Origin of the sequence: Undibacterium sp. YM2 (assembly GCF_009937975.1) — a bacterium.
Taxonomy (GTDB): domain Bacteria; phylum Pseudomonadota; class Gammaproteobacteria; order Burkholderiales; family Burkholderiaceae_D; genus Undibacterium.
In genome coordinates this window covers 2035916-2061639 of the sequence record NZ_AP018441.1, presented here as the reverse complement: position 1 = coordinate 2061639, position 25724 = coordinate 2035916, and the positions used below count along the sequence as shown (strand labels likewise).

The following is a 25724-nucleotide window of genomic DNA, read 5'->3' as shown; positions in this document are numbered from 1 at the left end:
CCCGGACATGAAAAAGCAGTTAGACATAGCAAACTGGAACCGGCGCGAGCATTACGCCTTCTTTTCGCAAATGGATGAACCCTTCCATGGTCTGAACCTGAATGTGGATTGCACCTGGGCTTACCAGCATTGCAAAAAAGAACAAAAGTCCTTCTTCCTGTTTTATCTGCATCAAATACTGCGCGCCATCATGCGCACGGATGCCATGCGTTACCGCATAGAAGATGACAAGGTATTTGACTACGAAGTCATACACGCGAATGCAACCGTGCAACGGGCTGACCATACTTTCGGTTTTTGTCCTATCTATTATGAAGAGGAATTTACCGCCTTCGCCACTGGCGCCAACGTCGCCATGGACAAGATCAAGAACAGCAGCGGTCTTTGCTTCAATGATGAATGCGCACGTGAAGATGTGATCCATTTTTCTGCAATCCCCTGGATCAGCTTTACCGGACTCACGCATGCACGGCAATATGACCGTAAGGACAGTGTACCCAAGATTTCAGTAGGCAAGTTTTTCAAGCAAGATCAGCGTCTGATGCTGCCCATAGCGATATTCGTCCACCATGGCCTGGTAGATGCTTATCACGTACATCAGTTCGCCACCACACTGGAAACAGCCTTGTCTGGCCAAAGCAATTAAGATGATCAAACAGATAAAAACCTCCCTGTTCCTCGTTAGCCTGGCGATCTTGCCAGCCGCGCATGTCAGGGCAGACGCAGATATTCTCTGGAATAAAGCCATGGCGCAGTACAAACTGTCCAATCAATGGGTTCCAAAAGAAATACGGACTCAGATCGATGCAGAGCGCAAAGACCAGCCAGGCAAAACTGCTTACATCAAGTCCACATTGAATGGCTGGGAAAAACAGGAACCTAAATATACCAGTGCCACCACAGACAGCAACTGGCAAATCCTGCCAGAGCAAAAAAAATCTGCTGATGGCATCAACAAAATGCTGACCGGCCTGGATGAACTCAAATCCAGCCTGCTGGAAGACGAGGTCAAGGTCAAGCGGCTAGCCAATGAGAACCTGAATGGAAAAAATCTTGTCGTGTTTCAGCTCAGTGATGATGGGGCAGGCAAGAAAATCAGTATCAAGATATGGGTTCATCCTGATACAGCCTGCATGGTTAAAATGGATACCTCCATGCATGTAGCTTTTTATGCGGATGCCGATTTCAGTACACACTATACTGAACCTGGTAAAGAAGGCCTGTGTTTCAGAGGGCAGATGCAGGGTAATATTGATATCCAGATTCCCTTCAAGAAAGCGAAGATGTCTATCAAGCAAAACCATGCTGAGTGGACGCCAAAGCCGGTCAACTGATGCTGCTGACTTATCTGCACTGCGGAAGGAATTATCATGCACAAAATTAATCACGCCATCTTCCTGCTCGCCTTTGGGCTGGCAATCGCGACAGCCCGCGCTGACGATTTCAGCGATGGTGTCAGTTATTACGAGCAGGGAGATTTTAGTTCTGCCATTGAATCATTCAAGGCAGCCGCCACCAAGGGCAATGCCGATGCCCAGTTCAACCTGGGGCTAATGTATTTGAATGGTGAAGGCATAGACCAGGACTACAAGCAGGCACTCAGCTGGTTTGAACAATCGGCCAGCAAGGGCAATGCCAGAGCGCAGGTCAACATAGGACGCATGTATGCAAAAGGCAAAGGCATGGTATCGAATCATGGCATAGCCGCCTCCTGGTTCAGGAAGGCAGCTGACCAGGGTTATGCCGATGGCCAATACAGCCTCGGTATTTTGTATGTCACGGGTACCGGCGTGGCACGCGACTATAACAAGGCAAAAGAATTATTCCAGCAAGCCGCCAATCAAAGCAATGCCAGTGCACAGTATCAATTAGGCTTGCTTTACCTGAAAGGCAGGGGCGTCACGGCAAATCTTGTCGAAGCCTATAAATGGCTCAGTCTCGCAGGCGACTATGATGATAGCGAAGTATTCAGAAAATATGTCGCCGCCAAAATGAGCAAGGAAGACGTTGCAGAAGCGCAGGCATTGGCAAAAGACTGGAAACCTCAGAAAGCAGCCGAGTAAGCCGGCATCTGACAATTTACCCTTCATGCTGCAGATTTTTAATCTGGCTTTTTAACAGGCAAGACGGTTCAGATGATAGCAATATGCCCATCGTGTATTTGATAATTACCAGGGCCTGAGTCTTCCTTGACCTGCCACTTATGCCTGCCTATCTGTATCTCAGTGCCTTCGTGAATTTTCTTGATGATTTTGACGCTGGCCTTGTCTATCAGCTCTTGCTCAGCTTCCAGCTCATCGAGCTCTTTTTCCAGAGCATCCAGTTCTTCCAGTAAATGCAAGCGCTTGGCTTCAACCTTTTCGCCAATGCCACCTGCTGCTTTTTCTGGGTGAGTCATAAAGAAAGCTTGCAGCTTGATCAGTTGATCCAGTTCAGCAGCCTTGCGCCCTATCTGATATTGATTGTCATGAATTTGCGCATCCCTGTATGGATCAAAACCAACCTGTATCTGTGTACGTGTACCGGCAGCAGATCCCAGAGATACGGCACTGATCATCAGTGCCGCCTGTGTTTTGCCACCCAGAATATTACCTACACTCGACCCAGGTTTGCCGACAGTGATTTCTTTTCTGGCAATCAGCTCACATTGCCTGGCATTTTGTTCCAATCTTATGCTGTCGCCAGCCTCAATATGGGCATTTTCGGCAAATAGCGCCTGTACTGAACCACCACATTTGATGCGGGAGGTGGTGCCACTGAGACTTTGCGTGCCAGGTTTTCTTTCTGCCAGGCCGATGATGCCGCCTTTCACGGCGACATTGCCACCTGCAATAATATCGGCTGCCTCAACCAGTCCATTGACGATGACATCTCCCGTTACGTTCAATATCATCCCGGCCTTGATATCGCCCTCGACATGGATAGTCCCCTCAAAACTGATGTTACCTGTACTCAAATCCACATCCGGCACTTGCAAGACCGGATTGACGATAACCCCATCGTCAACAACTACAGGCTGACCTGCATTGGTCGCCATCAACAAATCAGGGTTCGTTGCCGACGGTGCGGCACCTTGCAGATTAGCCCCAAATGCCATATCTAGCAGCGGCTTGGCCAGTATCACCTGCCCTCTGATATTCATGCCAAACTTGCCCTGCACTGGTGGTATGCGTCGCATCAGTTCATCGCCGACATGCACGAGAAGCAAATGGCTAAGCTCGCGAAACTTGATAACCGCCAGTTCATCCCTTTGGGTCACTTCGCTTTTGTGTGCGCCAAACAAAGGTTCAAGGCGACCAGCAACACCCTGGCGCGGAGCATCGCCCTGGGCAATCAGCAAGTTTTCACACCTGCCTGCTGCCAATGCTGCGTCCAGTTCTTTGTGCAATATCCCATGAATGATGCCCTGCTCTCGCAAGGCATCACTCACTTCATTGCCCACAGACTTGCCGCCCATGGCTGGGATCAGCGTCAGCCAGGCCGACAATAAGTCATCCGATAACACCAAAGAAAATTCGGCATCCTTGCGGGCACCAACATCCAGCCTGACCACCTCTGTAGCATCACGACATAATGTAATGAAGGCTGGCAGAGCAGTGGTGTCCCTGTAGAAACTGGCATATTCACTGGCGTTCAATGCCTCTTCCAGAGCAGCCAAATCAGGGGAGCGAATACCTTCTTGAGGCACGTAGTGGGCACAGAGTATCCCTGTAGAGTCATCAACAGAAAAAGATAAAATTGCTGAATTAGAAAGCGACTCGCCCACGATGCTTCCTTAAAGTAGATGTTTGGCCTCCACGCTGCCTATTATTACATCACAAATCAGCGACTTTAAGTAATCTAAGCTCAGCCTATTGAAATCAAAGTCATATTGACAAGTATGGCACCAGATTTTAGTTTAATCTGCACCGGGAAAACGCTCGACATGCACCTCACCCGCATGGCCAAAATAGCTGACATGCCGCCCCGCCATCCAGACTATATACCCCACACAACCAGCCTCCATTGATAGCCGTATGAATTCGGGATAGCGCACCTCGTCACGTTGTGCACCACGGATAGCCTCAACCAGGGCGCCTGCGTCAAACGCCATGGGAATAGGGTGATCTTTCTTGCCCAGTGCTACCACGTGCACGCTGCCATCTGCCATGTAGTAGCTGGTATTGCCAGCGCGGTAATCTGCAAAATATGACTCTACTCCCACCGCCATCAAGCTGCCAACTACATGCCCAAAAGTCAGCTTGCCTGCATAAGAGTCATGGGCAACTGCTTCTATCGTTTGCAATACTGAATTTTCCATTTTCAATCCTTGGTTCACTATCCTTGATTTTCACTAATTCAACTGCTTTATTTGACAGGTACAGCCCGCAAATCATGCATGTCAACGATGTGCTTCATTAACGCGATCAATTCAGAACGCTGCTTGTCTGACAAATGCCCAAAGAACAGTGCGTCGTTGTCGTCTGCCAACGCAGCCAGTCCTGGTACGAGATTTTTCCCCGCCATGGTCAATAAAATTTGTGTCGCTCTTTTGTCGATTGCAGATATTTCGCGTAACAGCAGCCCCTTGCGCTCCAGGCGGGTAATGATCTTGGATACAGCACCCTTGGTCATTCCCAATTCACGCATCAATGCAGCGGGATCAGATGCCCCCGTATCAAACAGGCTGCGTAATGCAACCCATTCAGAGAGCGAAATATCTTCCGCCGCTAAACTGGCTTCAAATCTGGCTGATACATGATTGGAGACAAAGCGCAGCCAAAAACCAGCATGTGACTCCAGCGCACTGACGGCACCCTGAACAGGCAAATCACGTGACGTGCTGGTCTTTTTTTCGCCCATTACCAAATCCTGAATATGTTTAATTTCAGCATTTTAGTTTCCAAGGAAACTAAAATCAAGTATTTTCCAAATCCTTTACCTCATGGATGGCAAATGAAAAGTGGCAAATAAATGCTTGACCCTGGAGTAAACACCATAGTTCAACATGATCTTTCCTGATTTTGGAGAGAAATATGCAACTGAGAACCTATCTGCGCATCGTGCGCGCCAGCGCCTGGTATGACCTGATCGTCACCATAGGTTTCGCTACGCCCTGGAGTTTTGCACTTATTCACCAGAGCCTGTCACAACTCAATAGCAGTCTGGGCATTGCAGGGGAATTCCCGGCATTTGCCGCTGCCCACGTATTGATGGCGAACTTGCTAGGATCTATTGTCACCATCTGGGCCATCCTGCGTCTGCGTGACACACGCATGGAATATGGCCGCTATGACGCTGCCGGACGCGTCCTGTTCAGTATGTGGCAGCTATATGCGGTTGCTCATGGAGCCAGCCAGATCATACTGGCCTTTACCGTGTTTGAAATTGCTTTTGGTATTTTGCAGTTACAGCCTGTGCAGAAACAGGCTGTAACCGATTAGAGCCGCAGCAAGGCATCCAGCAGCGGTGCGCAGGCATCTGCCACACGATTCAGGCTAAGTTCGCGCAAAGCCGCCAGATCAACCTTGTGCTCGCTTTCCAGTCCCGCCCAGGCCAGCAAGGCAGCGCAAGCTTCGGGGTGGTCGAACAGGCCGTGCAGGTAAGTGCCGAGTATCAGGTCGTCTGGCGAGCGTGCGCCTTCGTCTTCGCCATTAATCTTGAATACTGGTTGCGTGTCATTACTGGCATAGGTGATGCCCATGTGGATTTCGTAGCCGCTGACTTGTGCAGTGCTGGCGTTGAATGCGCAAACTCCTGTCACTTGCTGCAGACGTTTTTCCTGCGTCAGCTCCGTGGTAATGTCTAATAGACCCAGTCCATCAGAATCACCAGCCTGCCCTTCTACGCCATGCGGGTCGCCAATGATTTGGCCCAGCATTTGATAGCCACCGCAGATGCCTATGACTTTGCCGCCATAGCGCAGATGTTTTTCCAGCACAGGCTGCCAGCCCTGTGCCTGCAAAAACGCCAGGTCAGCACGGGTGTTTTTGCTACCGGGCAGGATGATCAGGTCGGCAGGCGGTATCGCCCTGTCCGGGCCTATGAATTGCAGATCGACATCAGGGTGGGCGCGCAATGCATCGAAGTCTGTATGGTTTGATATGCGCGGTATGGCAGGCACGATGATGCGGAACTTGCCCGCATTGCCCTGGCTGGACTGTATCGCATCCTCAGCATCCAGTTGCAGCCCATGCAGGTAAGGCAGGACTGCCAATACAGGTTTGCCGGTCTTTTTCTCCAGCCATTCAAGACCAGGTTCCAGTAAACGTATATCGCCGCGAAAGCGGTTGATGACAAAGCCTATGATGCGGTTTTGCTCTGATTCAGAAAGACAATCCAGGGTGCCGACGAAATGGGCAAACACACCGCCACGGTCTATATCAGCCACCAGGATGACGGGGCAATCGACGGCTTCAGCAAAGCCCATATTGGCGATATCGCGGTCACGCAAGTTCACTTCTGCCGGGCTACCTGCACCTTCAACGATAATCGCCTCATATTGCTGTTGTAGGCGTTCATAGGATTCCAGCACTGCCCCCATGGCAATGGTTTTGTATTGGTGGTAATCACGTGCATCCATGTCTGCTCTGACCTTGCCGTGGATGATGACTTGCGCACCAGTATCCGAAGATGGCTTCAGCAAGACCGGGTTCATGTCGGTATGAGCAGGCAAACCCGCTGCCATTGCCTGCAAGGCCTGGGCGCGGCCTATCTCACCGCCATCAATGGTCACTGCACTATTGAGCGCCATGTTTTGCGGCTTCATGGGGACTACGCGCAATCCCTGGCGGTACAACAGACGGCACAGGGCTGCAACCACCGTGCTTTTGCCAGCATCAGAAGTCGTGCCTTGCACCATCAGCGTGGATATTTTCATAGGATAAGTTTCTGGTTCAAGCGGCCTGTGCAGACTGCCATTCAGCAATCAGTATATGCAATTGCACCAGCCCGTGCTGTATCGCTGATGGGCCGGGCGACAGGATGTCTGCCGATTTTATCTCCAGCACTCTACCATTCCTGACTGCAGGAATATGATCCCAGCCTTCGCGGGCAATCACGCTTTCAGGCCGGAACTTCTTGCCACACCAGGAACCGATGATGATATCTGGTGCACGCCGTATGATTTCAGCAGGGTCGGCAATAATGCGCTCCCGGGCACTATGATGCTGCGCCAGATCAGCAAAAGCATCTTCACCACCAGCGATGTGGATCAGTTCTGACACCCAGCCTATGCAGGACATCAGTGGATCATTCCATTCTTCAAAATAGATTTTTGGCCTGCGTGTCCAGCCTGCGCTTTGCTGTTTGACAGTGTCTATCTGCGCCTGCAATTCTGCGATCAATACTGCGCCTTGCTCCTGCTTGCCGACCAGGTTCGCCAATACTTTGATCATATGCAAAATACCGGCAACATCGCGCTGGTTGAAGGCATGTACTTCTATGCCCGCACTGATGAGTTCACGCGAAATCTCTGACTGCATGTTTGAATAAGCAATCACCAGGTCAGGCTTGACTGCCAGGATGCGGTCTATCTGTGCAGACGAGAAACCACTGACCTTGGGCTTCTCATCACGGGCGCGGGCTGGTCTGGTGGTATAGCCAGAGATGCCAGCCACATATTCTTCCGCGCCGAGGGCATATAAGACTTCTACCGCTTCTGTAGAAAGGCAGGCAATACGTTGATACATGCTGACTGAATTCATTTCTTCCCCTGTGGCTGCGCCACGGTTTTGTCGCGCTTCTGTCTGGCTTGCTCCAATCCCTGACATATCAACTTGGCACCTTCGATAATACGTGGACCAGATCGATTGACGAGATCACCCTCGATGGAGATCAAATTATTGTTTTTTGTTGCCAGCAAGGTAGGAAAAGTTTTCCATTGTTCGACACCACTCACTGCCTGTGTTTTGCTGTCACCAGTGATGATGACCTCAGGATTTTCCTGCAAGACTGCTTCTGTGCCGACCACGGGTGCGGTAGTCGGCAACTTGCCAAATATATTCTCACCACCGCAGTTACGGATTGCATCACTGACGATGTGGCTGTCATTGAGTGTATAGAGTGGCTTGCCCCAGACCTGATAGAAAACCTTGACCTTGCTTTTATTCTGGTACTGACTGTTTAGCTGTTGCACCTGCTGCCTAAACTCTGCCGCAGCGACCTGCGCCTGCTTTTCCGTACCAAACAGACTGCCAAATTTGAGCAAAGTTTCTGCCACATTATCAAGCTTGTGCGGTTCACTAAAAAAATAGGGAATGCCGGAATTGTGCAACATTTCCAACTGCCGCTCATAGGCACCGTGCATCCAGACGATGAGCAAATCCGGTTTCATCGCCAGTATGCGCTCAATATCCAGTTGGCGATTGTCCCCAACCCGCGGGATATTCTTTGCCGCAGCCGGGTAATCACTGTACTTGACCGTACCAATAATCCTGTCCCCCGCACCTGCGACATAAATCATCTCCGTCACATGCGGTGACAGACTGATAATGCGCTGTGCAGGCTTGGCCAGGGTAACCTGATTACCCAAGTCGTCAGTCACCGTAATAGCTGCGTGCGAATGTGCAGTTAATACAACAAATCCAACCGCCATCATTACGTTTAATAACCTGGACATAAACTTCCTATATTCAAAATATAAAACCGAAATACATCTCTGAATTTTCTCGGTGCTTACTCTATGGTGAGTGGTTTTAAAGATTTAACCCACACCATTCATCCAGGCCAAGCTCCAAACGCAACCACCCCGCTTCACTGCCGGGCAAGCCAAAACGCAAACCATGCGGTCTGTGTGGCCCCTGCGCAAACCAGCGCAGCCAGATGCCTCGCTCTGCCATGAATTGCCACAACTGCTCCGACTTATCGTTCAGGTCTTGATGACTGCACCATTGGAATAAATCAGTGCCAGATGAACGCATATCATGTCCCTTCAAAAGCTGGCGTAGTCGTTCACCTTCTTGCTGCATGCGTCGCGCTGTCTGCATTTGCCACTGACAGTCATTCAAAGCAGCAATGGCGATTTGCTGGGCAGGCCCGCTGATGCTCCAGGGGCCAAGATAATTTGCCAATTGCTGTAACAGGTTTTTTTCAGCAGCCACAAAACCCAGGCGTATGCCTGCCAGGCCAAAGAACTTGCCCACCGAGCGCAAGACGATTAGGCCAGACTGGTCCGCATGAGATGCAACGCTGATATCGGGTAGGGTATCAGCGAAAGCTTCATCAACTACCAGCCAACCACCACGCACTGCCAGTTGTGCAGCCCAGCGCAAAAGCTGAGCTGCCGGGACAAATTCACCCGTAGGATTATTCGGATTACACAGCACCACGACATCCGCCTGTTCGACGGCTGCATCCAGTTCTGCATATATGCACTCTGTCACCGCATGACCAGCTTGCCGCCATTGGTAAGCGTGTTCAGCATAGCTGGGGGCAGATACGACAACCCGCGCAGCCGGGCGCAAGCGAGGCAAGGCCTGAATCACTGCCTGCGAACCTGCCACGGCGAGGATTTGTGGTGCGCGATAATAAGCCTGTGCCGCTTTTACCAGTTCATCAGAATATTCAGGCAAGCGATGCCAGGCATTTGCTGCGAGTTGTGGTGCCGGATAAAAGTGCGGATTGATACCTGTCGATAAGTCCAGCCAGTCTTCCAGCGGGCGGCCAAAATGGCGCACGGCATCGCGCAGGTTGCCACCGTGTTCAAGCATGGATGACTCCACTTAAAAATAAAGCGGCCAGCAAGGCTATGCCACACCACAAGGCGGCGCCAGTTTCTACCAGACGCAGAGCACGCAAAATATCAATCGCCTTTGCTGTATCACCTTCACCCAGCGGTGGACGAACTTCTGCCACGCCGTCATAACTGGCAGCACCACCGAGCGCCAGGCCAAGCGCGCCGGCACCGGCGGCCATCACCGGCCCTGCATTCGGGCTTGGCCAGCCGGGAGCCTGACGTTGCCAGCATTGCCATGCCAGACGGGTCTTGCCCAATGTGGCATAAGTACATGCAGTCAGGCGTGCAGGTATCCAGTTCATGACATCGTCAATGCGCGCAGCTACACAGCCAAAGCGCAGAAAGCGCGTGGAGCGATAACCCCACATGGCATCGAGAGTATTTACGAGGCGGTACAAGACTGCACCGGGGCCACCCAGCAAGATGAACCAGAACAAGGTGGCAAAGACAGCATCGCAGCCATTTTCGAGCACGGATTCGACACTGGCCTTGGCCAGGTAGACTTCATCTGCATCGCCAGTATCGCGACTGACGATATAAGAAGTGCGTTTTCTCGCTTCAGTCAAATCACCCACCTGCAAAGCAGTGGCGATGGCGGCATTATGCTCATGCAGGCTGCGCAAACCAAGGCAAAAATACAGCAATACGATGTGAAATATAGCCGCCAGCCAATAGTTGAAATATTGTGCCAGCAGCAGTACCAGCACACTTGATGCTACTAGTGGTAAAACCGCCAGGCACCAGGCCAAAGCACCGGTCCAGCGGTTGGCTGCCGGCTTGTTCAATAGCCGCTCTATGGCATTGGCCAGATTACCAAAACCGACCAGAGGATGAAATTGACGCACTTCGCCCAGCGCCAGGTCCAGCAAAATACCCAGCAGCAGGCATAGCACCATGACCAGGCCATCCAGCATCAGCATGGCTGGCCTTTCAAATAAAGTGGCAAACCGGCAGCGACCCAGGCCACATTGTCTGCGATGGCAGCCACTGCCTGATTCAAGCGCCCTGCTTCATCGACAAACCAGCGCGACACTGCGCCCATGGGGACGATGCCCATACCCACTTCATTTGATACCAGGATAATCTGCCCCGGTGCCTGCACCAGTGCATCCAGCAAATCCTGTCGTTGCACGGCAAACTGCGGTGGTGGCGTGATGTGCCCTATCTCAGGAAAATCTACCTCTTCTGAAAACAGCAGATTCGACAACCAGACAGTCAGGCAATCGACGAGGATGATGTTATCTGTGCGGCTATGCGCCATGATGGTCGCACCCAGCTCCTGGCTTTGTTCAAGCGTGCCCCAGTCTACAGGGCGCCGTGCACGGTGATGGGCAATACGCTCCTGCATTTCAGCATCGCCTGCCCTGGCAGTTGCCAGATACAGTACTTCTTGTTTACCGTCACTGACCTTGCTTGCCATTTGCTCGGCAAAGGCACTCTTGCCCGAACGCGCACCGCCAAAAATCAGGCTGGTACTGTGTGCGGGTTTCATATTTTATCCCTCAAGAACAATGCTGCCGTTGCCGCTGGATTGGAAGCAAAGTAGGCATGAAAATAAGAAGCACGCACATTGCCAACGCGGTAAATAGCTTCGCCCTGCTGCTGTGTGGAATGCTTGATGGTATGGCTACTGGCAGCCAACGAGGTTTCAAAACGTGAGTAATGAAAGGTATGCCCGCGCAACTCACCCTGCGGTGTAGCCAGGGCTTGTGCACCCAGCGCTGCCAGCCGTTTTTGCATGATGACTTTACCTGGCAAGATGCCCGCCATGGGCCAGCTTTGTTCCTGTTGATCCACGAGGCCTTCAGTGATCGCCATCATGCCGCCACATTCTGCCAATATAGTCATGCCTTGCGCATGGGCGGCGTGCAGCGACGCCAGCCAGTTGCTGGCCTGCGTCAGTGTTTTTGCATGCAATTCAGGATAGCCACCGGGCAGGTACAAGGCATCCGCTTGCGCAGGTATCGCTTCATCTGCCAGAGGTGAAAAGAAAACCAGCTCGGCACCCAGTCCGATCAGGCATTCAATATTGGCTGGATAGATAAAAGCAAATGCGGCATCACGTGCGATGGCAATGGTCTTGCCTGCCAGGCTGGCGGCTGACTGAGCTACATGCTGTGATGCGTGGTCTTGCAATTCAAAACTGGTTTCAGGCAAGGCATCCCAGGTTTGCATGTCCAGTTCCAGGCTGTCGGCCATGGCATCAAGTATGGCTTCTATGCGGTCCACTTCTTGTGGCAAGACCAGACCCAGATGGCGTTCTGGCAAGGCTTCATCCTGCCTGCGCAGGCTGCCCAGCAAGGGTATATCACGCATGGCAGCCGCCACCATTTTTGCATGGCCTTCAGAGGCGATGCGGTTGGCAATGACACCAGCCAGGTGAACAGGCCCAAAATCACGCAAACCCATGGCAAGTGCACCTACAGTCTGCGCCATGGCAGAGGCATCAAGCACGGCCACGACAGGTACGCCAAAGGCGCGCGCCAGATCAGCCGATGAGGGGTTGCCGTCATACAGACCCATGACGCCTTCGATGAGGATGGCGTCCGCATCTAGCGCTGCACGTGCAAGCATACCTTCAGAATCAGCCTGCCCTACCATCCACAAATCCAGTGAATGCACGGCAGAACCGCAAGCACGTTCCAGCATCATGGGGTCGATAAAGTCCGGCCCGGTTTTAAATACGCGTACTGTCTTGCCGAGTTTGACGAGCTTGCGTGCCAGTGCTGCGGTAGTCGTGGTTTTTCCCTGGCCTGAGGCTATGGCCGAGATCAGTACGACCTTGGCGCTGGGCCTTACCATTCCACGCCCGCCTGCGCCACGATGCCTTCTTTGAAAGCATGCTTGATGACATTCATTTCTGTGACGGTGTCGGCAATCGCAATAATCTCTGGCAAGGCGCCGCGACCAGTAACGGCCACGTGCTGCATTTCCGGCCTCCCATCAAGATCATCGATGACCATCTGCAAATCCAGGTAATGATATTTGAGGGCAATATTGAGTTCGTCCAGCACGACCAGGCCTATGCTTGGGTCATTCAAAAAGCGCTTTGCCTGTTCCCACGCAACTGCGGCTTTTTCCATATCACGTTCGCGGTTCTGGGTGACCCAGGTATAACCTTCGCCCATTGCATGGAATTCGACTTCATCAGGGAAACGGCGCAAGAAAATTTCTTCTCCTGTCGACATTGCGCCCTTGATGAACTGCACCACGCCTACCTTCATGCCATGTCCCATGGCACGCATGACCATGCCAAAGGCGCTGGAACTCTTACCCTTGCCATTGCCGGTATGTACCAGCAAGACACCGGTCTTGCGCTGGGCTTTTTCTATCTTTTCATCCATCATCGCCTTCTTGCGCTGCATGCGGCGTTCATGACGGGTGTTGATATTGTCAGTCTCTGTGTCCGGCTTTGGTGGCATTGCACTAGTCATGATTGTCTGTCTTTATTTTTCAGTTTTTCGGCAAGAATATGGTTTGCCCGCCATGTGTGAAGCGTTCTATTGGGTGTCCCAGGCAGAGACTGAGCTGGGATGCACTGAATATGTCATCTGCTGGCCCGGCTTGCCAGCTACCATCACCCATCAGAAACAGGGCATGAGTGGCAATACGATAAGCCATATTGAGGTCATGACTGACCATGACGACAGCCTTGTTTTGTTGTGCGTCTGCTTTACTGCACAAGCTGGCAAACAATTGCATGACGCTGACCTGGTGTCCAAGATCAAGCGCACTCGCCGGCTCATCCAGCAACATCCACTTCGCATCCTGGGCGAGCAAGGCAGCAATCGCAACGCGCTGTCTTTCACCACCAGACAGGCTGCGCACATCACGGTCTGCCATGTCGGCGACATCCATTTCACGCAGGGAAGCCATGGCAAGATCCATGTCGTCATTGTTTTCCCAGTAATGCGAATTCTGGTAGGGATGACGGGCACTGAGTACAGTATCCAGCGCAGAATAGCCAAAGGCATCTACCCTGCCCTGCGGCAAGAAAGAACGCTCACGGGCAAGGGCCGTCAATGCCCAGTCTTGCAAAGGTTTATCACGCAAATAGACCTGGCCACTTTCTATGGGACGCAGGCCAGCAAGCGTGCGCAGCAAGGTACTTTTACCAGCGCCATTGCGGCCTATGATGCACCAGCATTCACCTGGCTGTATTTGCCAGTTGAGGTCACGCACCAGCACGCGCTTGCCTACCGATAAATTCAGGTTGCGGATATCCATCAACGCCTCCGCAACTGATGCAATTGCAGCAGGAACATGGGTACACCTACCAGGGCTGTAATGACGCCGACCGGCAACTGCTGTGGCGCGACCACGGTACGGGCCACTGTATCTGCCAGCACCAGGAAACAGCCACCAGCCAGGGTCGCAGCAGGTGCCAGCAATCGGTGATCCGGCCCCAGGCAAAGCGGCAGATATGCGGCATGATGAGGCCAACAAAACCTATGCTACCCGCATTACTGACGGCACTTGCAGTCAGCAAGGCCGAACATAAAAACAGCAGTTGTCGCAGACGACCAATATTGACACCTAGGGTGCTGGCATTGTCGGCATACATGGCTGCGACATTGATGGAACGCGCATTGCGCATGACGAACAGCAAGATGGCGCCAAGTATCAACCAGGGCACATAGCGTGACTGAGTATTCGACAGATCACCTATCATCCAGAACACCATGCCGCGCAAGCGGCTGTCTGGAGCAATCGACAGCATGAGGGTAATGATGGCACCGCAACCGGTAGCGACGATGACACCCGTCAGCAGCAAGACAGGTGCACTACCATCGGTACTACCCGCACCGCGCAGGTCGCGGTAAGCCAGGCCGAACAATAACAGCGCCACCGTAATTGCACCGGCAAAGGCCGCCACATCGACCAACCAGAATGCACCGAAAAACAAGATGGTTGCCAGCGCACCGACAGATGCACCACCGGATATGCCGAGTACATAAGGGTCAGCCAGTGGGTTGCGCAATAGCGCCTGCATCATGACGCCAGCCAGTGCCAGCGTAGCACCAGTCACAAAACCGGTCAGCGCACGGCCCAGGCGTAAATCCAGCAGACTGCCGGGCAAGGTCGTTGGCGGGCCACGCAGCAATTCCAGCAAGGCTTGCCATAATTCAGCAAAGCTCAGAGACACTGAACCGCAGACGCAGGCAATCAATATGCTGCCTACAGCGGCAGCAAATAAAATAGGGAGAACCAGACCGGCACGTTGAGCGACCGCCATCCTGGGGGATTGCTTGCGCTGTCGTGCAGAAAAAAAAGACGCTATCATTAGTCTGGTCCAAAGGTAAAACAGGTTTTGATGTGCAGCATCTTTTAAAAACCAGACCTGCACATCAGCTTATCAGCTTGCTGATGTGATGGGCGATGCAGCCATATCTGCCACATCGCATCACATCAATGCCAGACTTATTTAAAGCCGTAGTTCACGCCGACAAATACATTGGAACCAGCTGTTGCATAACCTTTTGCCAGTTCATAGTCCTTGTTCAGGGCATTATTCCAGCGTGCCAGCACCGTTGTATTTTTTGCGATTTCATAGCTTGCATACAGGTTCAGCAACTGATAGGAAGCAAGAGTTCTGCTGTTAGCGGCATCATCAAAACGCTCTCCAGAGAAGATTGTTTCCACACCAATTTTTGCGCTAGGCAAAGCATATTCTGCGGCAAAAGTACCATGCTGTTTGGAGCGGCGTGCCAGGCGTTTGCCTGTCGTGTCATCTTTAGGATTCTGGAAGTCAATGGAACCACGCAATGTCAAGTCAGCAAAGCGTGTACTACCACCTATACTCAAGCCAGACAATGTCGCTTTATTGACGTTGCGCGCGCAACCAAAAGTATAACCTGCTGGACAATCTGCAGAACCGGCAGAAATCAACAGATCAGTTGCCTTGTTTTGATAGTACACCGCACTTAACTGAGTATCACCTTGCTCAAAATACGCACCGATTTCTGCATTCTTTGCTTTTTCCGGTTTGTTGGTGGCAACACCATAATTAGGGTAATACAGTTCATTGAAAGTAGGCGCTCTGAAGCTGGTGCCATAGCTGGCATTGACGCGCAGAGCATCAGTGAAACGATAGCCGTAAGCTATGCTGCCAGTCGTATTGGAGCCGTATTGCGAACTGCGGTCATTACGTATGCTGGCACTGGCCAGATGAGCGTCTTGCTTGAACACATAAGATGCAGCAAAAGAGTTAGTCGTCCGCTTGCCATTCAGAGCCAAAGTAGGTGTATCGACGTTTTCTTCCCTTGTTTCTGCAATAACTTGCAATGTGTCTTTACCGATGCGAATGTCATTTTGGAAGCTCAGACTATCCTGCACCGTGCTAATCTGGCTGTAGCTATACTTTGTGCTGGTAACAGATTCTGTTGCCCCTTTGTCAGTAGCTTTGGCTAATTGCAGAGAAGCTGTCCAATTATCAGTAACCTTGCCACGACCAAATACGGCAATAGTTTCCAATGTCGAAATTGAACGGTCTTCACGATTTAAGCCGGAATCATATTGTGCATTATTACGGCTGTGCAAAATACTCACGCCTAGTTCATAACCCTTGCTAAGTTCCCACACCAGACGGCCATTAAAACTATCCAGCTTGTAGCCGTCTTTGTCAGGGTTATAGCCAAAATCCGCTGTTGGCTTGGTTGCAGAAAAACCATCGCTCTCTTCGTGGCCAGCATTCAGGCTGAGACTGAGATTATTAGCCACAGAACCAAAGATACCCGCCTGCAATTTACGAGTGCCATAGCTACCCAAACCAGTCGACACGGTAGGACTGATAACACCAGTACCCTTTTTAGTGAATATCTGTATTACACCACCCATGGCATCAGCACCATACAGGCTGGACAAGGGGCCATACACGACTTCAATACGGTCGATCTGTGACAATGGGATGGAAGACCAGGTGGCACCACCGGTAGTGGAAGAACCGATGCGCACGCCATCAATCAACACTACGTTTTGCGCATTGTTGCCACCGCGCATGAAGACGGAAGCAGTCGTACCAGGGCCACCGTTGCGGGCGATTTCTATGCCGCGCTGTTGCTGCAGCAGATCAACGACAGAAGCAGCGCCGGATTTGGCGATGTCCTCAGCAGTGATGACGACGTTATCTGCGAGCACGTCTTTGGCGGCTTGTGTCTGGCGACCAGCGGTAATCACAACGCTGGAAGCCGCGCCTACAGCAGTGGTTTGGGCAAAAGCGATAGTGGATGGAATGCAGCGGCAATAGCCAGGCTGAGGGCGAGCGGTTTGAATACAGATGTCATGATATTTCAGAAAAAATGGAGCAAGTCGCCAACGTCCCCGCAGGCTACTTTGAACAAAGCAATAAGGACACTGGCGTCAGCTACAGGGCCATACAGGCAGCCTGCACTGTCAGGATTTCGCACCCCACCATAACAAGGCAATGAATGCGTTTCTGTTTCACGAAACTTCCCCGTCCGTATTGCTTCACTTATTCTGGCCGGTATCCGGGCTGACAAGTATCCACCATCTGACCTTCCCATGCACATAGCACAGTGGTATTGGAAAATGGCTGGCTGCGTGTGAACGACATAAGTCTTCTGAATTCGCAGCAACTTGTACACCGTTGCGGGGCAGCACACTTTTGCAAGAGCTTAGTGTTTCCCGTTTAACCGCAGACATGAATATATCCGCGAGCACCAAAACCCCGCCATTCTATAGACAGATGGGGTAGCCGCAAGTTTGAAAGGCTTAAAAACTGATGCAGCTCAGTTTATTAACTTATTGAAAACAAAGCAGATTTGCCTCGATAAGAGCAAGAATTCAACCCAGATGGGCAGTCTTGGATATCCAGGCAGTCACCAGTTCAGTATGCAATTGCGACATTTCTGAGAGCTGTATGCCTACATGATAAACCTCGCCACTGAGGATGGCATGCCTGACTGTGCCTTTGCAACTGACCTTGTAAATCTGGGATTCCTGAAAGATGCCGGGGATTTCTATCAACATGGGGTAACTGCGTTGTGGCATCAGGTTTTCAGTCGTATGCAGGAGCACACCCTCGGCCGAGATATTGACCAACTTGGCGAGAACCAGTTTACCGTCAGGCAATTTAACACCTGCGCGCCAAGTCACGGTAATACGCGGGGATCTCCTGAGTTCTATCATGCGATGACCATGGGAAACATGGATTTCTTGTCAGTCTTGCGTAAATACTATCTGTATTAAGCATGAAATACCAGTATTTCCTGATATTCACCAAAGGCAAGACTGCGGTTTTGTGCGCAGACCAGCTCTGCCAGCTCCTCTGCCCCCATACCTGCCCGCCAGGCCAGCAACATGCGCATGACACCGCCGTGGGTAATGACGATGACCTCCGGCAAGGCCAGTGCACGCATATCATTCAGCCAGTTTATTACGCGTTGCGCCAAGTCTATGGCAGATTCAACACCACCGGGCTTGTAGCTGGCGGGAGATGCAGCCCAGGCATCGATTTCATGTCTTGGAATGGCATCCCAGGCTTGCATTTCCCACGCACCGAAATTCAGTTCTTGCAAACGCTCATCAAATACAGGTTCTGTGTGCAACGAGCTGGCCAGCCTGGCACAACGTTGCAAGGGGCTGGAAAATACTGGCAAACCCGGCTGCAAGCGATTGTATAAATTCTTCACCAATGCAGCACAGTCGGCCTCAAAGACATCAACATCTGTTTGTCCATAGCACAAACCTGCTGCTATCCGCGGTTTGGTATGCCGGAGCAAATGCAGGCGCATATCAGGCCGCCTGAAAAGCCAGCAAACCCAGGTAGATAGCCACTTCTGCCACTTGCTGGGTAGCCCCCAGACAATCACCGGTAAAGCCGCCTATTCTGCGCTGGAACATACGTGCCATGCGCCAGGTCAGCAATAACACCAGGCAAAGGGCCAGCAGCAGCGAATACAATGGAAAAGGAAAGAAGTACAGCAGCGCTAAGCCAGGCAAAAGCACCGTCAGGCAGGCAACGAAAAATTCGCCATTACTCATCTCCTGCGCCAGCGGCTTGGCCTTGCCTTCATGTCGGGCATAAGACATCAGCCAGATCAGGCTGCATGAAGCCAGCCGTGACAAAGGATGTGCGAGCAGCAAGGCAGGTATAACTGTCGAGGCAGGCAAGCTGAAGAGTAAAGTCAGCTTCAGAGTCAGCATCAGTAAAATACCTATGGCACCATAGGCACCGACGCGTGAATCCTTCATGATTTCCAGCACCCGCTCTGGGGTCATGCCGCCACCAAAGCCATCGCAGACATCAGCAAAACCATCTTCATGAAAAGCGCCTGTCAGCAAGATGCCTGCAATAGTAGATAGCACCACTGCCACCACATGCGGCCACAATTGCGCTGCAGCTGCATAGACGCTTGCACACACCGCCCCCACAACCCAGCCTGTTGCCGGGAAATAGCGTGAAGACTGCCGCAACCAGTCAGGCTCAAACCCTACCCAGGCTGGTATGGGGATGCGGGTAAAGAACTGCAGGGCGATGAAGAATAAGCGTAATTGATGCAAGCGAGCTCCTGCAGTATGGGTAATCGCAGTATGGCAATATCTAGTCGCCGCTCTTTTCACTCACCTGCGCAGACGCAAAAGTCGCCATCTGGTTCAGAAAATTGACCGCAGCCTGCAGCATAGGATAAACCAGCGCTGCCCCCGTGCCCTCACCGAGGCGCAAGTCGAGTTGCAGCACAGGTTTGACCTGCAAGGCCTGCAACATTTGGGCATGACCGCTCTCGTCAGACTGGTGTGAAAACACACAGTAATCGAGTATTGCCGGCTGCATCCTGGCTGCCACCAGCAAGGCGCTGGTCACGATAAAACCATCTATCAGCAAGACCATGCGACGCTCTGCCGCTGCCAGCATGGCACCGACCATGGTCGCGATTTCAAAACCGCCAAAAGTAGCCAGCACATCTGCAGGCTCTTCTACATTTGCGTGCAAGGCTACGGCAGCTTCAATGACAACCTGTTTATGGCGTATGCCTTCCGCAGACAAACCTGTGCCTGCACCTACGCAATCCACGACAGGAACACCCGTCAGCTTGTGCATGAGTGCAGCCGCAGCCGTGGTATTGCCTATGCCCATCTCGCCAAATCCCAGCACATTGCCAGACAGGCCCGCCACCAGTTCTGCACCATTTTGCATGGCGGCCTGGCATTGGGCAGCAGTCATTGCCGGTTCTTTGGCAAAATTGTGCGTGCCATTGGCGACTTTCATGCTCAACAGTTTTTCACGCGGGCCAAATTCATGATTGACCCCAGCATCCACCACATGCAGAGCGATGCCATTCTGCCTTGCAAAGACATTGATCGCCGCACCATTCGCCAGGAAATTCTCTACCATCTGCCAGGTCACGTCCTGAGGAAAAGCAGAAATACCCTCAGCCACAACACCATGATCACCAGCAAAGACAACGATGGCCGGCTCACGCAATTCCGGCTGTGTGCTTCGCTGCATCAAACCTATTTGTGCCGCCAGATGCTCAAGACGACCAAGACTGCCCAGAGGCTTGGTCTTGTTGTTGATGGCAGCGGCGAGTTCAGCTTGCAGAGCGGGATTGGTGGTGGCAGCAATATTGAAATTAAGCATGTCTGACGGTCAATAGTAAAAGCAATCAATAGTAAAAACGGTCAAGCAAAATGACTACCCAGGTTGCCAGCGCTATCAACACTGTCAGCAAGACGGCGGCACTGCCAAAGTCCTTGGCATTTTTGGACAAGGTATGGCGCTCCAGCGAGACACGATCTACCACGGCTTCAATCGCTGAATTGATGAGCTCAACCACCAGTATCAAGACCAGCACGGCTATCATCATCAGTTTTTCAAAAGCTGACACTGGCAAAAACAAGGCAATAACAGAGCCACTAACCACCAGCACCAGTTCCTGGCGGAAGGCATGTTCGTTTTTCCAGGCAGAGCGCAAACCATCGATGGAGTACAGAAAGGCCGAAAATATACGGCGCAGGCCACTTTTGCTTTTGAATTCACTGACAGCTTGTTCTTTTTCAGACATTTTTATTCCTTAAACCCACACTTGAACAGTATTGCAGATGAAAGCCAGGTCAGTCAGCCTCCACTCAGGTGGCGAATTTTACAGGACTATAAGTCTGTAACAAGAAGATTTACTTATTGCAAATCAATTTCTTGCATGCTGACAGTGTCAGTGCACATCATCTTGCTGCATATATTGTATTTTGGCGACGAAGCCGTGACGTTCATTTCACATTGTGGTATAACTTATATATTGCAGCGCACCAACCATAATATGAAAAACGATACGCCCGCTTCTGATAAAACATCCATACAGGTCATAGAACGCATGGTGTCCTTGCTGGATGCCCTGTCGCGTTACCAGGACCCGGTCAGCCTCAAGGAACTGGCTATCGTCACAGGCTTGCACCCCTCCACTGCCCACCGCATCCTTAATGATATGGTGCTTACCCGTTTTGTAGACAGAGCCGACACTGGTTCTTATCGCCTGGGCATGCGCCTGCTGGAACTGGGCAATATCGTCAAGAGCCGCCTAAATGTGCGTGAGGCCGCGCTGGAATTCATGCGTGCCCTGCACCGCCAGACCAACCAGACCATTAACCTGTCGGTACGCCAGGGCGATGAAATTGTCTATATAGACCGGGCTTTCTCTGAGCGCTCGGGCATGCAGGTGGTACGTGCTATTGGTGGCCGCGCCCCGCTGCACCTGACTTCAACAGGCAAACTCTTCCTGTCCCTTGATGAACCGAAGGCGATACGCGCTTATGCAACCCGGACTGGTCTGGCTGGTCACAATAAGAATTCGATTACTGATCTCGCCAAACTGGAAAAAGAATTGTCGGCTGTGCGTGAAAACGGCTATGCCAGGGATAATGAAGAACTGGAACTCGGTGTACGCTGCATGGCAGCAGGTATCCACGATGACAGCGGCAAAATGATTGCTGGCCTGTCTATCTCTGCACCTGCAGACCGCCTGCAGGAAGAGTGGCTGAGTAACCTGACTGAAACAGCAAGACAGATTTCACTGACACTGGGTTATACCGGTACATATTAAAAAAATCCCACTAAAACAAAAACCAGTGCCTGACTAAGCACTGGTTTTTTACTTATTATCTGGCGCTCGTTTGCTTCCAGGATTATTTGTAGGCACCTGCACCAACAAAGTAATCATCAATTTTTTCAAAATAACTGGACTTGGTTTCCAGGGCCTTGGTGACGGGATTTGGCCATTGATAATCTATCCAGCCATCATTCTTGGTTTTGAGCACGGTGATCATATCCTTAATGATGGGCTTACCTTCGACTTTCAAGTCGATCAAATTCTTGCCTATCATCTTGGCATTGGCACCGTGTGAGAGGCTGACGCCGTTCATGTCATACACGAACAGGTACAGGTCGCGGTCATGAAAATCCTTGTTGGATGCGTCATTAAAATCTGCAAAAGCCTTTTCCTTGCCATTCTTCTTGATGTGGGCAATGCCTTTTTTAACCATGGCTTGCGCCTGTGCTGTCGTACCCCGCTCATCACTGGCCATGGCAGATGCCGACATAAAAAATCCCATTGCGGCCATCACCAACAGTTTGCTCATTAATTTCATGGTCTTCCTCCTTGTTATGTCCGCCCTTGATCAGCGGCCTGGGTGAATATTGCTTTGCAGAACCAATCATTCATGACTTGCGCTTTACAGTCCAGTATTAGTCACTGTGCAGCGCAATAAATTTACTTTCCTTTTCAATTTGAGTCATCACAGCATAGTCTAAAAGCTATTTATAAGTCAGCAAATTTACAACACCCTCTACATCATCCAGGTGGCGCACGAGTTTTTCCAACTCTTTTGCCTGACCAGCAGTTTGCACGCAGCCTTTTAAAGTGACAAAACGCCGCTGCCCTTCTATCCAGATGCTGGTTTCGGCAAAACGCCCATCTGCTTCTATGGCACGTTTTACCCGGGGAATGATTTCCTGGTCGTACAGGTAGGAATTTGGCAGGCGACACTGCCCTGAGTGATAACAACTAGTGCCGCGCTCTATTCTGGAATGCGCCTCGGACCTGGCCTGTGCCGCAGTCAGCAAAGGGCCATCAGGCACTGGACAATCGCTGATGGCATGAGTCACTTTGAAGAAGGGGTCGTTGAAGAAATTGCTGCGCGGTTCGTCAGCATTCGCAGTACCAGCAACAAGTACCGACGCAAAAAACAGATGGCAGGTAAATTCTTTTGGCGACATGTAAATCCCTATCAGCGGAATGCGTTACAAACTGCGCAAACAAGAATTTACATATTAACCATATTTCAATCATCATGCTTGACTCATAAAAAAGCCAGCACCTGCTGGCACTGGCTTTCTCGCTTTCTGACTAAAACAATGCTTTACTAGATTTTCGCCCCAAAGCGATCAAAACGTGGCGAATAATACTGATCCCCATTTAGTGAGTACATCAGGCGTTTGACTTGTCCGGTGATCAGCTCACGCTTGACCAGGCCTATATAGCGGGAATCCTGGCTATTATCACGATTATCACCCAGCATCATATATTCACCTTCCGGGACTTTGACAGGGCCAAAAGAACGCAAGGCTTCGCGTTCTGGCATGACGATCATGTCATGCTGCAGGCTGCCCAGGCGTTCTTTGTAAACCAGTTGCTGACCTTTGTATTCACGCTTTGGTGTCAGATGGTCGTCACTGCGTGGCTCCAGCGCTTCATAGCTGGCAGCAACACCATTAATGAACAGTTTTTCTTCACGCATTTCGACCACATCACCAGGCACGGCAACCAGGCGCTTGATCAGGCGCACCCCATCTGCCGGCGAAGTAAAGGTCACCACATCGCCACGCTGAGGATCAGATACATGCTTCAGAACGACATCGGTAAACGGCAACTTGACGTCATAAGCCAGACGGTCGCAGATGACGCGATCACCTTCCAGCAGGGTCGGATACATGGAACTGGTCGGCACGAGATAGTAATCTGCCAGGGCGCTACGCACAAAAACCATGCCCAGCATGAGTACGATAAAACCTTTATTATCAGCTAACAGTTTCTTGAGCTTCACAGCAATCTCCCAAAACAAAAATATCTTTCAATGAACCAAGCTTACCCTCAATAGACAAAAAAATACCCCGAAAGTTCGGGGTATTTTTCAAGCATGTTGCAAAAACCATCTGAACAACAGATTTAGCAGATTATTTTGCATTCATCAGTGCAACAGTGGTGTCCAGCATACGATTGGAGAAACCCCACTCATTGTCATACCAGCTGGATACTTTAACCAGACGGCCAGATACTTTTGTCAGTGTTTCATCATAAGTACTGGAAGCTGGATTGTGGTTGAAATCCACAGAAACCAGCGGTGCTGTGTTGTAATCCAGGATACCTTTCAGGGAACCTTCGGATGCTTCTTTCAATACCTTGTTGATTTCTTCAACAGAAGTATCACGAGCAGCAACGAAAGTCAGGTCAACCACGGATACATTGATGGTTGGAACGCGCATTGCGTAACCGTCCAGTTTGCCGTTCAGTTCTGGCAATACCAAGCCAACGGCAGCAGCTGCGCCGGTTTTGGTCGGGATCATGCTCATGGTGGCTGAACGGGCGCGACGCAGGTCTTCATGCATGACGTCGGTCAATACCTGGTCATTAGTGTAAGCATGGATAGTCGTCATCAAACCATTGACGATACCGATAGCATCATTCAGAGGCTTGGCCAGAGGTGCCAGGCAGTTGGTCGTGCAGGATGCATTGGAAATCACTGTGTCAGTAGATTTCAATACATTGTGATTAACGCCGTAGACGATGGTTGCATCAACATCTTTGCCGCCTGGGGCAGAGATAATGACTTTTTTCGCACCGCCAGCCAGATGGGCAGACGCTTTTTCTTTTGTCGTGAAGAAGCCTGTGCATTCCAGCACGACGTCAACATTCAATTCACCCCATGGGATGTTGGCTGGATTGCGTTCTGCAAATACCTTGATCTTGTCACCATTGACGATCATGGTGTCGCCTTCAACCGTGACTGTGCCTGGGAATTTGCCGTGGGCTGTGTCGTAACGGGTCAAATGGGCATTGGATTCTGCATTGCCGAGGTCATTGATCGCAACGATCTGGATCTCGTTCTTGAACTTGCCACCTTCGTAATGAGCGCGAAGGATGTTGCGGCCGATACGGCCATAGCCGTTGATTGCGACGCGAATCGTCATGGTTTTATCTCCAAAGGACTAAACAACAATAAATACAAATAAAAAACTGTAAACCTCTCACCACAGAGACACCGAGACACAGAGAAAGGCAGGAGAACAGCAATTTCTTTGTGACGAAGCGGCTTCAAACCTCAATCCGCTTTTCTCATGTTTTTCCTCTGTGTCTCCGTGTCTCTGTGGTGAGTTTTTCGGTCTTCAAAATACGTTCAGTGCAAAGAAGCAGAAGTACGCATGGCGTTGACAGATGCCATCAGCACCGACAAATCGCGCCAGCCGTAACCCACTTCCATCAAATCCATACCATCCCAGCTAAATGCCTGTTCTATCAACAGCGCACCGCCCAGCTCTTCATAGAAATTGCGGGCGATGGAATTACCGGAGATGACCCATACCAGCAAACTCTCTGCGCCTTGGGCCTGCAGGGTACGGGCAACCTTTTGTACCATGCGGCGGCCTATGCCAGAACGCTGCCAGGCTGGTCGCAGATACACTGCGGTCAGCTCAGCCTGCATGCCCAGTTTGGGTTCAGGCAGCATCATACCGGAAGCGAAGCCTATGATATGACCTTCGCTTTCAGCCACATACACGCAGATGCGGTCTTCAGCCTGCGACATGGCTTGCAGGATTTGGCGCCATTGCAGCATGCTGTCTTCTATCCGCATTTCATCCAGATAATTATCCGGAATCATGCCGCGGTAAGTAGCTTGCCAGCTTTCCACACGTACAGCAGCAATCGCCTCTGCGTCATCTACAGTAGCACGACGCAGGCTGACCTCTTTGATGCTGCTCACAGTAATGTCTGTCAATTCC

The 25724-nt window shown here is 51.2% G+C and carries 28 protein-coding genes, 1 pseudogene and 1 riboswitch; of the genes and pseudogenes, 5 read left to right on the top strand and 24 right to left on the bottom strand.

Annotated features, from left to right (window positions below):
* The first annotated feature begins 7 nt into the window (after positions 1-7).
* Genes UNDYM_RS09255 through UNDYM_RS09245 form a run of 3 tightly spaced genes read left to right on the top strand, consistent with a single transcriptional unit; the run spans position 8 to position 2063 of the window.
* Positions 8-646, top strand: coding sequence for a CatA-like O-acetyltransferase (locus tag UNDYM_RS09255; protein ID WP_162040795.1), 639 nt, complete (start codon positions 8-10; stop codon positions 644-646).
* Between the two features lies 1 nt (position 647).
* Complete coding sequence (locus UNDYM_RS09250) at positions 648-1334, top strand: hypothetical protein (RefSeq protein ID WP_162040794.1); 687 nt, start codon at positions 648-650, stop codon at positions 1332-1334.
* 36 nt (positions 1335-1370) lie between these two features.
* A complete protein-coding gene (locus UNDYM_RS09245; protein WP_162040793.1) occupies positions 1371-2063 on the top strand; it encodes a tetratricopeptide repeat protein in 693 nt (230 codons plus the stop codon).
* A gap of 68 nt (positions 2064-2131) precedes the next feature.
* Here the strand turns inward: UNDYM_RS09245 and UNDYM_RS09240 are convergent, their stop codons facing one another.
* The 3 genes from UNDYM_RS09240 to UNDYM_RS09230 all read right to left on the bottom strand — a co-directional run bounded on the left by UNDYM_RS09240 (position 2132) and on the right by UNDYM_RS09230 (position 4842).
* Positions 2132-3766, bottom strand: coding sequence for a DUF342 domain-containing protein (locus UNDYM_RS09240; protein WP_162040792.1), 1635 nt, complete (start codon positions 3764-3766; stop codon positions 2132-2134).
* Positions 3767-3898: 132 nt separating this feature from the next.
* Positions 3899-4300 carry a DUF1398 family protein gene (locus UNDYM_RS09235; protein ID WP_162040791.1) on the bottom strand — a complete coding sequence of 134 codons (402 nt, stop codon included), beginning with the start codon at positions 4298-4300 and terminating at the stop codon, positions 3899-3901.
* Positions 4301-4347: 47 nt separating this feature from the next.
* Positions 4348-4842, bottom strand: coding sequence for a MarR family winged helix-turn-helix transcriptional regulator (locus tag UNDYM_RS09230; protein ID WP_162040790.1), 495 nt, complete (start codon positions 4840-4842; stop codon positions 4348-4350).
* 173 nt (positions 4843-5015) lie between these two features.
* Between UNDYM_RS09230 and UNDYM_RS09225 the strand changes: the two genes are divergently transcribed.
* Positions 5016-5423 (top strand): hypothetical protein, encoded by a 408-nt coding sequence (locus tag UNDYM_RS09225; protein ID WP_162040789.1) that lies wholly within the window; start codon positions 5016-5018, stop codon positions 5421-5423.
* On the opposite strand, the gene UNDYM_RS09220 is transcribed toward UNDYM_RS09225, so the two are convergent.
* The 16 genes and pseudogenes from UNDYM_RS09220 to UNDYM_RS09145 all read right to left on the bottom strand — a co-directional run bounded on the left by UNDYM_RS09220 (position 5420) and on the right by UNDYM_RS09145 (position 20739).
* The gene (locus UNDYM_RS09220; protein WP_162044533.1) at positions 5420-6841 is read right to left on the bottom strand and encodes a cobyric acid synthase; all 1422 of its coding nucleotides are present in this window, start codon (positions 6839-6841) and stop codon (positions 5420-5422) included. The two genes, UNDYM_RS09225 and UNDYM_RS09220, sit on opposite strands and share 4 nt — an antisense overlap.
* 34 nt (positions 6842-6875) lie before the next feature.
* Positions 6876-7685 (bottom strand): ABC transporter substrate-binding protein, encoded by an 810-nt coding sequence (locus tag UNDYM_RS09215; protein WP_174244934.1) that lies wholly within the window; start codon positions 7683-7685, stop codon positions 6876-6878.
* Entirely contained in the window at positions 7682-8599 is a 918-nt protein-coding gene (locus tag UNDYM_RS09210; protein ID WP_162040788.1) for a cobalamin-binding protein, read from the bottom strand. Before UNDYM_RS09210 ends, UNDYM_RS09215 begins: the two co-directional genes overlap by 4 nt.
* Before the next feature lie 76 nt (positions 8600-8675).
* Positions 8676-9689 carry a threonine-phosphate decarboxylase CobD gene (gene cobD / locus UNDYM_RS09205; RefSeq protein ID WP_162040787.1) on the bottom strand — a complete coding sequence of 338 codons (1014 nt, stop codon included), beginning with the start codon at positions 9687-9689 and terminating at the stop codon, positions 8676-8678.
* Positions 9682-10629 carry an adenosylcobinamide-phosphate synthase CbiB gene (gene cbiB, locus UNDYM_RS09200; protein ID WP_162044531.1) on the bottom strand — a complete coding sequence of 316 codons (948 nt, stop codon included), beginning with the start codon at positions 10627-10629 and terminating at the stop codon, positions 9682-9684. Before cbiB ends, cobD begins: the two co-directional genes overlap by 8 nt.
* Positions 10629-11207, bottom strand: a complete 579-nt coding sequence (gene cobU / locus UNDYM_RS09195) for a bifunctional adenosylcobinamide kinase/adenosylcobinamide-phosphate guanylyltransferase (RefSeq protein WP_162040786.1) — start codon at positions 11205-11207, stop codon at positions 10629-10631. Before cobU ends, cbiB begins: the two co-directional genes overlap by 1 nt.
* Entirely contained in the window at positions 11204-12517 is a 1314-nt protein-coding gene (locus UNDYM_RS09190; protein WP_162040785.1) for a cobyrinate a,c-diamide synthase, read from the bottom strand. Before UNDYM_RS09190 ends, cobU begins: the two co-directional genes overlap by 4 nt.
* Positions 12511-13149 carry a cob(I)yrinic acid a,c-diamide adenosyltransferase gene (gene cobO, locus UNDYM_RS09185; RefSeq protein ID WP_232063870.1) on the bottom strand — a complete coding sequence of 213 codons (639 nt, stop codon included), beginning with the start codon at positions 13147-13149 and terminating at the stop codon, positions 12511-12513. Before cobO ends, UNDYM_RS09190 begins: the two co-directional genes overlap by 7 nt.
* A 19-nt stretch (positions 13150-13168) precedes the next feature.
* Positions 13169-13942 carry an ABC transporter ATP-binding protein gene (locus UNDYM_RS09180; protein ID WP_162040784.1) on the bottom strand — a complete coding sequence of 258 codons (774 nt, stop codon included), beginning with the start codon at positions 13940-13942 and terminating at the stop codon, positions 13169-13171.
* Positions 13942-14999 (bottom strand): annotated as a pseudogene (locus UNDYM_RS09175) (FecCD family ABC transporter permease). The gene UNDYM_RS09180 and the pseudogene UNDYM_RS09175 overlap by 1 nt, the downstream one beginning before the upstream one ends.
* 137 nt (positions 15000-15136) lie before the next feature.
* Positions 15137-16891 (bottom strand): TonB-dependent receptor domain-containing protein, encoded by a 1755-nt coding sequence (locus UNDYM_RS09170; RefSeq protein ID WP_304941429.1) that lies wholly within the window; start codon positions 16889-16891, stop codon positions 15137-15139.
* Between the two features lie 284 nt (positions 16892-17175).
* Positions 17176-17414: riboswitch (cobalamin riboswitch) on the bottom strand.
* A 104-nt stretch (positions 17415-17518) separates the two neighbouring features.
* On the bottom strand, positions 17519-17863 hold the full coding sequence (locus UNDYM_RS09165) for a PilZ domain-containing protein (RefSeq protein ID WP_255456539.1): 345 nt from the start codon (positions 17861-17863) through the stop codon (positions 17519-17521).
* Between the two features lie 56 nt (positions 17864-17919).
* A complete protein-coding gene (locus UNDYM_RS09160; protein ID WP_162040782.1) occupies positions 17920-18468 on the bottom strand; it encodes a histidine phosphatase family protein in 549 nt (182 codons plus the stop codon).
* A 1-nt stretch (position 18469) separates the two neighbouring features.
* Entirely contained in the window at positions 18470-19237 is a 768-nt protein-coding gene (locus UNDYM_RS09155) for an adenosylcobinamide-GDP ribazoletransferase (RefSeq protein ID WP_162040781.1), read from the bottom strand.
* Between the two features lie 40 nt (positions 19238-19277).
* Positions 19278-20315: a nicotinate-nucleotide--dimethylbenzimidazole phosphoribosyltransferase gene (cobT, locus tag UNDYM_RS09150; protein ID WP_162040780.1), complete on the bottom strand. Its 1038-nt coding sequence runs from the start codon at positions 20313-20315 to the stop codon at positions 19278-19280.
* A 25-nt stretch (positions 20316-20340) separates the two neighbouring features.
* A complete protein-coding gene (locus tag UNDYM_RS09145) occupies positions 20341-20739 on the bottom strand; it encodes a diacylglycerol kinase (RefSeq protein WP_162040779.1) in 399 nt (132 codons plus the stop codon).
* Between the two features lie 252 nt (positions 20740-20991).
* On the opposite strand from UNDYM_RS09145, the gene UNDYM_RS09140 reads away from it, so the two are divergent.
* On the top strand, positions 20992-21771 hold the full coding sequence (locus UNDYM_RS09140) for an IclR family transcriptional regulator (RefSeq protein WP_162040778.1): 780 nt from the start codon (positions 20992-20994) through the stop codon (positions 21769-21771).
* 82 nt (positions 21772-21853) lie between these two features.
* On the opposite strand, the gene UNDYM_RS09135 is transcribed toward UNDYM_RS09140, so the two are convergent.
* From UNDYM_RS09135 to UNDYM_RS09115, 5 genes are all read right to left on the bottom strand, one after another.
* A complete protein-coding gene (locus UNDYM_RS09135; protein WP_232063864.1) occupies positions 21854-22315 on the bottom strand; it encodes a cache domain-containing protein in 462 nt (153 codons plus the stop codon).
* 166 nt (positions 22316-22481) lie between these two features.
* A complete protein-coding gene (locus UNDYM_RS09130; protein WP_162040777.1) occupies positions 22482-22943 on the bottom strand; it encodes a BON domain-containing protein in 462 nt (153 codons plus the stop codon).
* A gap of 146 nt (positions 22944-23089) precedes the next feature.
* Positions 23090-23770, bottom strand: a complete 681-nt coding sequence (gene lepB, locus UNDYM_RS09125) for a signal peptidase I (RefSeq protein WP_370529454.1) — start codon at positions 23768-23770, stop codon at positions 23090-23092.
* 130 nt (positions 23771-23900) lie between these two features.
* Positions 23901-24914, bottom strand: coding sequence for a type I glyceraldehyde-3-phosphate dehydrogenase (gap, locus tag UNDYM_RS09120; RefSeq protein ID WP_162040776.1), 1014 nt, complete (start codon positions 24912-24914; stop codon positions 23901-23903).
* A gap of 206 nt (positions 24915-25120) precedes the next feature.
* Complete coding sequence (locus UNDYM_RS09115; RefSeq protein ID WP_232063862.1) at positions 25121-25720, bottom strand: GNAT family N-acetyltransferase; 600 nt, start codon at positions 25718-25720, stop codon at positions 25121-25123.
* Positions 25721-25724 lie beyond the last annotated feature (4 nt).